Origin of the sequence: Mesorhizobium sp. M7A.F.Ca.CA.001.10.2.1 (assembly GCF_003998575.1) — a bacterium.
In the GTDB taxonomy this organism is placed as follows: domain Bacteria; phylum Pseudomonadota; class Alphaproteobacteria; order Rhizobiales; family Rhizobiaceae; genus Mesorhizobium.
This window is the reverse complement of record NZ_RZQY01000284.1, coordinates 1-7,275: the sequence shown is the minus strand read 5'-3', so window position 1 is coordinate 7,275 and position 7,275 is coordinate 1. Positions and strand designations below refer to the sequence as shown.

Genomic DNA, 7,275 nt, shown 5'->3' with positions numbered 1-7,275 from the left:
GAACACGACGCCGGGGCGCGATGCGACCAGGCGCTCAGCGGCCCCTGCTTCGGCGAGATCGCCAGTGTGCAGCGTGACGCTGACGCCATCCAGGCTCGGGGCCTGTGGCGGCACGATATCGTGTAAATCAAGCGCCGTGATCTTGCGGCCGCGCAGCGTGCCGTCCTTGGCCAGCCGGGCGATGAGCTTGCGGCCGACCATACCCGCGGCGCCAGTGATCAGAATGCGCATATCGAAAATCCCTTGCCTATTTACCCTGATTTTTGCGCTGGCTGCGAGCCCGCAACCAGAACACCGAGAAGAACGCCAGCACGAAGACGATGCCAAAGGCGCCGGCCAGCACCGTCGAAAGGCTGCCGAGTGCCAGCATTACGGTCGGCAGATAGTAGGCGCCGATACCAAACAGAAGCATGATCCACACGGCAGCGATAAGAGCATTCCTGGTGTCACGATCCATCACGCCGCACCACGGCAGCGGGTGTTCATCAAGCTGGTTTTCAAGGTTTTGCAACTCCCGAGGCAGGACCAATCGACATCAATCGATCGGTCCTAGTGATGGTGGTCGTGATATGCAGCCGCTTCGTGCTCGTGCCCATGGTCGTGCTCGCCATCGTCGGCGCACTGGCCGAATTCCGGTTCCACGGTGGCATGGCTGATGCCGTGCTCGCTGGCAAGCCGCTTCTTGACGGCACTCACCGCCTGATGCGCATCGACGCCCTCGTCGAGACAGGCATGCAGCGTCGCCATATTACTGGTCCCGTCGAGCGACCAGACATGCATGTGGTGCACTTCGCGCACGCCCTGGACCGTCGCCTCGATATCCCGGGCGATCAGATCTCGGTCGAGGCTTGGCGGCACGCCCTCGAGCAGGACATGGGCGGCTTCCCGCATCAGCGACCACGCCGTGTAGAGGATCAGCAGCGAGACCAGGACCGACAGGATCGGGTCGATCGGCGTCCAGCCGGTCGCCAGTATGACCAGCGCCGCCGCGATGGCCGCGGCCGAGCCGAGCAGGTCGCCAAGCACATGCAGGATGGCGCCGCGCATGTTCAGGCTCTCGCGGTCGCCGCCATGCAGCACGAAGAACGAGCCGATGTTCACCAGCAGGCCGAGGATCGCCACCGCCAGCATCGGCCCGCCAAGCACCGGTGCCGGCGCCTGCAGGCGCCCCCACGCCTCATAGACGATCCACAGCGCGATGACGAAGATGGCAATGCCGTTGGTATAGGCCACCAGCGTCTTGACCCGGCCGAAGCCATAGGTGAGGCGAACAGTCGCCGGGCGGCCAGCCAGATGGAAGGCATACCAGGCAAGGCCGAGCGCGATCGAGTCAGCGAGCATGTGGCCGGCATCGGCCAGCAGCGCCAGCGAGCCGGTGAGGATGCCGCCAAGCGCTTCGGCGACCATGAAGCCGCCGGTCAGGCAGGCTGCGATCAGAACGCGTTTCTTGTCGGTCGAGCCATGGACATGGCCGGGCCCATGATCGTGCCCAATGTGATCGTGCCCGCTGTGATCGTGGGTATGTGCCAATGGCGAACTCCTAGGCGCCGAATTCCGCGCGACAATCCTCGAGCCGTCGCTTCTGCTGGCCGTCGCCATCGAAATTGGCCGGATCGAGCCATGCCTCGTAGGCACGGCGCAGCGCCGGCCACTCCTTGTCGATGATCGAATACCACGCAGTGTCGCGGTTTTCACCCTTGACGATCAGATGCTGGCGGAAAATGCCTTCGAACTTGAAGCCGAACCGTTCGGCGGCCCGCTTCGATGGCTCGTTGCGGTTGTTGCACTTCCATTCGTAGCGGCGGTAGCCGAGTTCGTCGAAGATGTATTTCATGAACAGGAACTGCGCTTCGGTCGCCCCCGGCTTGCGCGAGATGAGCGGTCCCCAATAGATGTTGCCGATCTCGATGACGCCGTACGCCGGATCGATGCGCATCAGCGTCTGGCGTCCGGCGACCTTGCCGCTGGGCTTGTCGATGACGGTGAAGAACAGCGGATCCTCGCTGGCCTCGACCTTGTCCAGCCATGGCTGGAAGGCGGCGCGGGTCTCCGGCGGATAATCGGGCAACCAGGCGAAGCGGCCGTCGATGTCGGACACGGAGGACGCTTCATAGAGGCCATCGCCATGTTTTGCGGCACTCAGCGGTTCGAGCCGGACAGTGCTTCCGTCGATGGTCTTGCGTTCGGGCCGCGGGCGCGGTTGCCAATCCCTGAGATTTTCCGACACCGAAAGCTCCAATCCGTTTGACTTTTGCCAGCCGAAGCTCACAAAAACGCGACCCAACAGCAAGAACCACACGGACGGGAAAAATGCTCCACACGATTTCGGCCTTCGACCGCCTTGGCGAGGAAAACGCCTTTGCCGTGCTCGCGAGGGCCACAGCACTTGCCCAACAAGGCCGCGACATCGTCAATCTCGGCATCGGCCAGCCGGACTTCAAGACGCCGCAGCACATCGTCGAGGCGGCGATCAAGGCGCTGCGCGACGGCCATCACGGCTACACGCCGGCCAATGGCCTGCTGGCGACCCGCGAAGCGGTGGTGCGGCGCACGCTGACCACCACTGGTGTCGAAGTATCGCCCGAAACGGTGATGATCCTGCCCGGCGGCAAGCCAACCATGTTCGCCGCGATCCTGATGTTCGGCGAACCTGGCGCCGAAATCCTCTATCCCGATCCGGGCTTTCCCATCTATCGCTCGATGATCGAGTTCACCGGTGCAGCCCCTATTCCCGTGCCGATGCGCGAGGAGAACGGCTTTGCCTTCTCGGCCGAGGAGACATTGGCGCTGATCACCTCGAAGACCAGGCTGCTGATCCTCAACTCGCCCGCCAATCCGACAGGCGGCGTCACGCCGCGTGCCGAGATCGAGAAACTGGTCAAGGGGCTGGAGGCGCATCCGCAGGTCGCCATCCTCTCCGACGAGATCTACGACGTCATGACCTATGATGGCGAGACGCATTGCTCGCTGCTCGGCTTTCCCGAGATCCGTGACCGGCTGATCGTGCTCAACGGCTGGTCGAAAACCTGGGCGATGACCGGCTGGCGCATGGGCTGGTCGATCTGGCCGAATGGCGACAAGGGCGCCCATCTCTACGACAAGGTGCGCAAGCTGGCTGTCAACTGCTGGTCCTGCGTCAACGCGCCGAGCCAGTTCGCCGGCATCGCGGCAATCGACGGCCCGCAGGACGATGTCGCCAATATGATGCGCGCCTTCGACCGCCGCCGGAAGATCGTCGTCGAGGGATTGAACGCGCTGCCCAACATGTCCTGCATCACGCCCAAGGGCGCGTTCTACGCTTTCCCCAACGTCTCGAAGACCGGCTGGAAGGCCAAGAAGCTCGCCTCGGCGCTGCTCGACGAGGCCGGCGTGGCGCTGATCGGCGGTCCCGATTTCGGCATTCTCGGCGAAGGCTATATCAGGCTCTCCTACGCCAATTCCGAGGAGAACATCTTGCGGGCGCTGGAACGGATCGGGGCCTTCCTGGCGAAGTAAGCTTGAAAGCGGCCCGCTGTCCTCTTCCGGACAATTTGCGGCTGTGGCATGACCGTGTCATGAGCCGTCCGGAGGCGCGCGGCCAAGACTGGGCGTGCATGTCGAGAACGGCTACGGTCCTCGGATCAGGATCGAAGTGGGGTGACATCGGATGTTCTATGCAATCCTTGCCTATCATGTGGAAGACGCAATCAAGGCGCTGACGCCGCAGGAAGATACGGCGCTGATGGCTGACTTGCTCAAGATCCATGAAGGGCTCTATGCCGACGGCAGCCTTGGCCCGTCGGCGCGGCTTGGCGCGACACAATCGGCCTGCACCTTGCGCGACGGCATGATCGTCGACGGCCCCTTCGCCGAAACCAAGGAACAGCTTCTCGGCCTCTATGTCGTCGACTGCCCGACGCGGGACGATGCCATCGCTATCGCGCGCGACTTTCGTCGCGTCAATCCGACCGCCGTCTACGAGATCCGTCCTATCGCGCTCTATCTGCCCGGCACAGAGCTACCGGGAGAATGACTAGCCACGCCCGACAAACGGCATCTTGGTCGCCATCACGGTCATGAACAGCACGTTGGCGTCGAGCGGCAGGCTGGCCATGTGGACGACGGCGTCGGCGACGCGCTGAACATCCATCACCGCTTCGGCTGATATGGAGCCGTTGGCCTGCGGCACGCCGACCGTCATCGGCTGCGCCATATCGGTCAGCGCATTGCCGATGTCGATCTGGCCGCAGGCGATGTCATAAGGCCGGCCGTCGAGCGCCAGCGTCTTGGTCAGCCCTGATATGGCATGCTTGGTCGCCGTGTAGGGCACCGAGCCCGGGCGCGGCGCATAGGCCGACACCGAACCGTTGTTGATGATGCGGCCACCCATCGGCTTCTGCTTGCGCATGGCGCCAAAGGCGGCACGGGCACACAGGAACGAACCGGTGAGGTTGACGCCGACGATATCGTTCCACACTTCGACCGGTATCTCGTCGATCGGCGTCGATTTGTAGCCCATGCCGGCATTGTTGAAGAGCAGGTCGACACGGCCGAAGGCCGCCGCCACGGTCTCGAACAGATCGTCGACCTCGCCTGCCTTGCTGATATCGCAGGCAACCGCCAGGGCCTTGGCGTCGGTGGACCCGGCCTCGGCCACGGCTGCATCCAGCACGGATTTGCGGCGTCCGCAGAACACTGTGTTCCAGCCCGCCTTGAGCAGCGCCGTGGCGACGCTCTTGCCGATGCCCGTGCCGGCCCCGGTGACGATGGCGGTTCTTTGCTCGGTCATGGCTGTTGTCCTCCGGCAGCGCTGCGCTTGCTCGACTGATTTTCGGGGTTTGGCTCGAAAAAGGAAGGCATCGCAAATGACGGCGGCGATGGCAAGCGTGTCCATCCGATCGGGCCGACAAAAAGGGCGGCCATTGGCGACCGCCCCTGATCTGAACCGGGCTTGGGAGGAGGAAAAGCCGATCCGACTGTGTTGAATGATGCGCTTGCTGGGTTAACGAGAGGTTAACCCGGAAAGCGCCTCCTGTGCCGTTTTGGCCTACCAGCGCGGATTGGGTGACGTCCCTGCCTTGGCCGGCACCTTGGCCGCCGAAACCGTTGCCTCGACATGGTCGACCAGCGCGTCCGGCAGGCCGAGCCGGCCTGCAAGCAGGTCGAGGTAGCCACGCTCGGCGCGGGTGTCGGGATCGATGGTCAGGCGCGACGCCGTGTAGAGTTCGAGCTTCTGCGCGTCGGTCTTGGCGCCGGCGACCAGCGTGTCGAGGTCGAGCGGGCTTGCCAGCTCCGCCATCAGGAACTTTTCGGCATCGGAGTCTATGCCGGCCAGGCTGAGCTTGCCGGCGATCTTCTGGCGCTCTTCATCGTCGATATGGCCATCGGCCTTCGCCGCCGAGATCATCGCCCGTATCAGGGTCAGCGTGAATTCGTCCTCGCCTTGCGGCGCCTGCGACGGGTGGAAGGCGGTGTCCTTGGGCGGCGGCAGCAATTCCGGTTCGCCGGCCGCCGGTGCTTCGGCGGGTGCGTTGCCGGCCTTGTAGTTATGGTAGGCCTTGTAGGCGAGGCCGCCGATGGCGGCCAGTCCGCCAAGCTTCACCGCGGCGCCCGTCACGTTACGACCGGCACCAGTTCCAAGCAGCACGGCGGCCAGTGCGCCGGCGGCCAGCGGATTGTCCTTGGCCATCTGCACGGCCTGCCCCGCCTTGTCGCGGACGGTGCCGCTGGTGCCGGGGATTTGCGAGCCGAGCAGATCGTCGAGAAGCTTCTTGGGATCGAACATTCAGTGCCTCCAGGATTTGCCCGGCCGAACGGGCAGGTTTCGAACGTCGAAGACGTAGGTCCCGAAACTTGACATTGCAATGACAGGCGGCCGCTTTGCAGCAGCTTGATGCCCGGATCAGGAGCCGATATGCGGCTCTCTGCCCCGCGCCTGCGCAAGCTCGACCTGGCGCTGGCGCTCGGCATAACGCTGGCGGTCCTCGTTCGAACGCGCATCGAAACAATGCGGGCAGGAAATACCGGCGGCGAATTTGGGCGACGTCAGGTCGCCCGGTGTCAGCGGGTGGCGGCAGGCGCGGCACAGTTCCGCTTCGCCCTCGGCGAGGCCGTGCGACACCGAAACGCGCTCGTCGAAGACGAAGCACTCGCCTTGCCAGAGGCTCTGTTCGGCCGGAACCTCTTCGAGATACTTGAGAATGCCGCCCTTGAGATGGAAGACATCCTCGAAGCCGAGCGATTTGACATAGGCGGTTGCCTTTTTGCAGCGAATGCCGCCGGTGCAGAACATCGCCACCTTGCGGCCTTCGAGTTCCCCCCGGTGCGCCTCCACCCAGGCCGGGAACTCGCGGAAGCTTGCGGTGGCCGGGTCGATCGCACCCCTGAATGTGCCGATCGACACCTCGTAGGCATTGCGCGTGTCGATGACGACAGTGCCGGGCTGCGAAATCAGCGCGTTCCAGTCGGCCGGCGCGACATAGGTGCCGGCACTTTTCGAAGGATCGATGTCATCGACACCCATGGTAACGATCTCGCGCTTCAGCCGCACCTTCATGCGGTGGAACGGCATGTCCGCGGCTGCGCTGTACTTGACCTCGAGGCCCGCCAGCCCTTCGATGGCTTCGAGATACAAGATCAGTTCGGCAATTGCCGCCTCGCTGCCGGCGACGGTGCCGTTGATGCCTTCATGCGCCAGCAGCAGCGTGCCCTTGATGCCGCGCCCGCAGCAGAAGGCGGCGAGCGGCGCGCGCAGTTCTTCGAAAGCGTCGAGCCGGGCAAACCGGTAGAGCGCTGCGACGCGGAAGGGTGGAAGTGATGTCATTGCCGAAGCCACTAGACGCTCACGAAAGCCTATTCAAGGCAAAGCAGGCATCCTGTTCGGAGGTCCCGGGCGCAAATCTGCACCATAGGCGAATTTGTACCATAGCTGAGATCAGGGAGTCAAGAAAAAATTCCTATCCTGACAAAGCTGCCGGCACCGCCGAGCTGGCAGCCGCGCTAAGCTTGGCGAGCATGGGCGACACGTGACATCGCGACACGGCCGGCTTCGTGGACAGGAAAACGGCCTTCTGCTAATCGGTTGAATTGTCCACGCCACGGAGAGACACATGCCCAGCAATACCGAAAAACTCTTGTCGCTCCTCAACGGCCAGCCGGTCATCCCGGTGCTGAAGATCTCTGATATCGCCAATGCCGTGCCGCTGGCGCGCGCGCTGGCGCGCGGCGGCCTGCCGGCAATCGAGATCACGCTGAGGACCGCCGATGCGCTGGAAGCGATCCGGCGGGTCGCTGGGG

Annotated in this window: 9 protein-coding genes and 1 pseudogene; 3 read left to right on the top strand and 7 right to left on the bottom strand. The window is 63.7% G+C overall.

Features of this window, described 5'->3' with window-relative positions; translation table 11 throughout:
* The 4 genes from EN964_RS18775 to EN964_RS18760 form a co-directional block, all read right to left on the bottom strand.
* On the bottom strand, positions 1-231 hold a 231-nt coding region (locus tag EN964_RS18775; protein WP_127276612.1), incomplete at its 3' end, for an NAD-dependent epimerase/dehydratase family protein.
* A gap of 16 nt (positions 232-247) precedes the next feature.
* Positions 248-460, bottom strand: a complete 213-nt coding sequence (locus tag EN964_RS18770; RefSeq protein WP_127268084.1) for a hypothetical protein — start codon at positions 458-460, stop codon at positions 248-250.
* Between the two features lie 89 nt (positions 461-549).
* On the bottom strand, positions 550-1,530 hold the full coding sequence (locus EN964_RS18765) for a cation diffusion facilitator family transporter (RefSeq protein WP_127268082.1): 981 nt from the start codon (positions 1,528-1,530) through the stop codon (positions 550-552).
* A 10-nt stretch (positions 1,531-1,540) separates the two neighbouring features.
* Positions 1,541-2,227, bottom strand: coding sequence for a GNAT family N-acetyltransferase (locus EN964_RS18760; RefSeq protein ID WP_127268081.1), 687 nt, complete (start codon positions 2,225-2,227; stop codon positions 1,541-1,543).
* A gap of 83 nt (positions 2,228-2,310) precedes the next feature.
* Between EN964_RS18760 and EN964_RS18755 the strand changes: the two genes are divergently transcribed.
* Together EN964_RS18755 and EN964_RS18750 are read left to right on the top strand one after the other, a co-directional pair.
* On the top strand, positions 2,311-3,495 hold the full coding sequence (locus EN964_RS18755) for a pyridoxal phosphate-dependent aminotransferase (protein WP_127268080.1): 1,185 nt from the start codon (positions 2,311-2,313) through the stop codon (positions 3,493-3,495).
* A 151-nt stretch (positions 3,496-3,646) separates the two neighbouring features.
* Positions 3,647-4,012 (top strand): YciI family protein, encoded by a 366-nt coding sequence (locus tag EN964_RS18750; RefSeq protein ID WP_127268079.1) that lies wholly within the window; start codon positions 3,647-3,649, stop codon positions 4,010-4,012.
* On the opposite strand, the gene EN964_RS18745 is transcribed toward EN964_RS18750, so the two are convergent.
* The 3 genes from EN964_RS18745 to EN964_RS18735 form a co-directional block, all read right to left on the bottom strand.
* Positions 4,013-4,768, bottom strand: a complete 756-nt coding sequence (locus EN964_RS18745) for an SDR family oxidoreductase (protein ID WP_127268078.1) — start codon at positions 4,766-4,768, stop codon at positions 4,013-4,015. It lies immediately after the preceding gene.
* Between the two features lie 258 nt (positions 4,769-5,026).
* A complete protein-coding gene (locus tag EN964_RS18740; protein ID WP_127268077.1) occupies positions 5,027-5,764 on the bottom strand; it encodes a tellurite resistance TerB family protein in 738 nt (245 codons plus the stop codon).
* A gap of 117 nt (positions 5,765-5,881) precedes the next feature.
* Positions 5,882-6,802, bottom strand: a complete 921-nt coding sequence (locus EN964_RS18735) for a rhodanese-related sulfurtransferase (RefSeq protein WP_127276610.1) — start codon at positions 6,800-6,802, stop codon at positions 5,882-5,884.
* Positions 6,803-7,088: 286 nt separating this feature from the next.
* Here EN964_RS18735 and EN964_RS18730 point away from each other — a divergent pair.
* Positions 7,089-7,275, top strand: a pseudogene (locus tag EN964_RS18730) (keto-deoxy-phosphogluconate aldolase); the annotation flags it as partial.

Coding starts and splice junctions, on each gene's coding strand:
- EN964_RS18735 (WP_127276610.1), bottom strand. CDS start 6,802: ATGACATCACTTCCACCCTTCCGCGTCGCAGCGCTCTACCGGTTTGCC.
- EN964_RS18745 (WP_127268078.1), bottom strand. CDS start 4,768: ATGACCGAGCAAAGAACCGCCATCGTCACCGGGGCCGGCACGGGCATC.
- EN964_RS18755 (WP_127268080.1), top strand. CDS start 2,311: ATGCTCCACACGATTTCGGCCTTCGACCGCCTTGGCGAGGAAAACGCC.
- EN964_RS18750 (WP_127268079.1), top strand. CDS start 3,647: ATGTTCTATGCAATCCTTGCCTATCATGTGGAAGACGCAATCAAGGCG.
- EN964_RS18740 (WP_127268077.1), bottom strand. CDS start 5,764: ATGTTCGATCCCAAGAAGCTTCTCGACGATCTGCTCGGCTCGCAAATC.